Origin of the sequence: Pseudomonas sp. NMI760_13, from assembly GCF_021283245.1 — a bacterium.
Lineage (GTDB): Bacteria > Pseudomonadota > Gammaproteobacteria > Pseudomonadales > Pseudomonadaceae > Aquipseudomonas > Aquipseudomonas peradeniyensis.
This window is the reverse complement of the sequence record NZ_JAJSRC010000083.1, coordinates 1-1,259: the sequence shown is the minus strand read 5'-3', so window position 1 is coordinate 1,259 and position 1,259 is coordinate 1. Positions and strand designations below refer to the sequence as shown.

Here is a 1,259-nt window from a genome sequence, read left to right as displayed (position 1 = left end):
TGTAGAGACCGGACACATGGTGGACACGTGTACGGAGACATGGTTGACACTTCCTGGCAGCCCCCTTTGCCAGGATTTTCGCCATGCCTTGGAACGTGAGAAACGCCATGAGCCTGAAAGAAGAGTTCGTATCCCTGGCGAGACAACCGGATGCCAATATTCGAGAGTTATGCCGACGTTTCAGCATCAGTCCTCAAACCGGATACAAGTGGCTGCGCCGTTTTGAACAAGGTGGCTCGGCCGCTCTACAGGAACGATCTCGGAGGCCGGCTAGTAGCCCTCGCTTGACCGAGGCTGCGTTGGAAGCAGAAGTCGTTGCACTTCGACAGGAGCACCCGGCCTGGGGCGGACGCACAATCAGCAGCCTGCTGAGCAAGCGTATTGCCCCCAGCACCGTCACCAACGTATTGCACCGCCATGAACTAATCCAGAGCCCTGAGAAGGCGCGAGAGGCGCGGCTTAGGTTTGAGCACGATGCACCCAACGATCTCTGGCAGATGGACTTCAAAGGGCACTTCGCCCTGCAGCAAGGCCGGTGTCATCCGCTGACCATTCTTGACGACCACTCCCGCTTCAATTTGGCTATTCACGCTTGCGATAACGAGCGAGGAACGACGGTCAAGGAGAAGATGACTGAGGTCTTCCAGCGCTACGGCCTACCGGTCCGAATCAACGTCGATAATGGTGCTCCCTGGGGCTCACCGCGTAATCCTGGAGAGGTTACAGAACTGAGTATCTGGTTGATTCGACTAGGGATACAGATAAGTTTCAGTCGCCCGTACCACCCTCAAACGAATGGCAAAATTGAGCGTTTCCACCGTTCCTTGAAGGCTGAAGTACTCGATGGGCGGCAGTTCTCGACCTTGGTGCAAGCCCAGACGGCGTTTGACCGATGGCGGGAAATTTACAACTTACAGCGCCCTCATCAGGCTTTGGGGTATCAAGTGCCGATGGCCAGATATCACCCCAGCCCGTGGGCCTACCCCAATCAGCTTGAGGAATTTGAATATGGGCCAGACGATACCCTGGCCAAGGTTTATCACAGTCGCTTCCGCTTCCAGAAACGCTATTTCAGCATCGCAAAAGGCTTGGTCGGGCAGACCATAGCGATACGCCCCGGGCGAGACGGCGGGGACATGTTCGATGTCTATTTCTGCCATCAACGCCTGCGCACTATCGACGTGAATAAACCTGATTACGGACCATAATGTGTCAACCATGTCTGCGCACATGTGTCAGCGATGTGTCCGGTCTCTACA

General features: G+C 55.4%; 1 protein-coding gene. It reads left to right on the top strand.

Annotated features, from left to right (window positions below; all coding sequences use genetic code 11):
- Nucleotides 1-83: 83 nt before the first annotated feature.
- Nucleotides 84-1,208 carry an IS481 family transposase gene (locus LU671_RS29245; RefSeq protein ID WP_203647996.1) on the top strand — a complete coding sequence of 375 codons (1,125 nt, stop codon included), beginning with the start codon at nt 84-86 and terminating at the stop codon, nt 1,206-1,208.
- Nucleotides 1,209-1,259 lie beyond the last annotated feature (51 nt).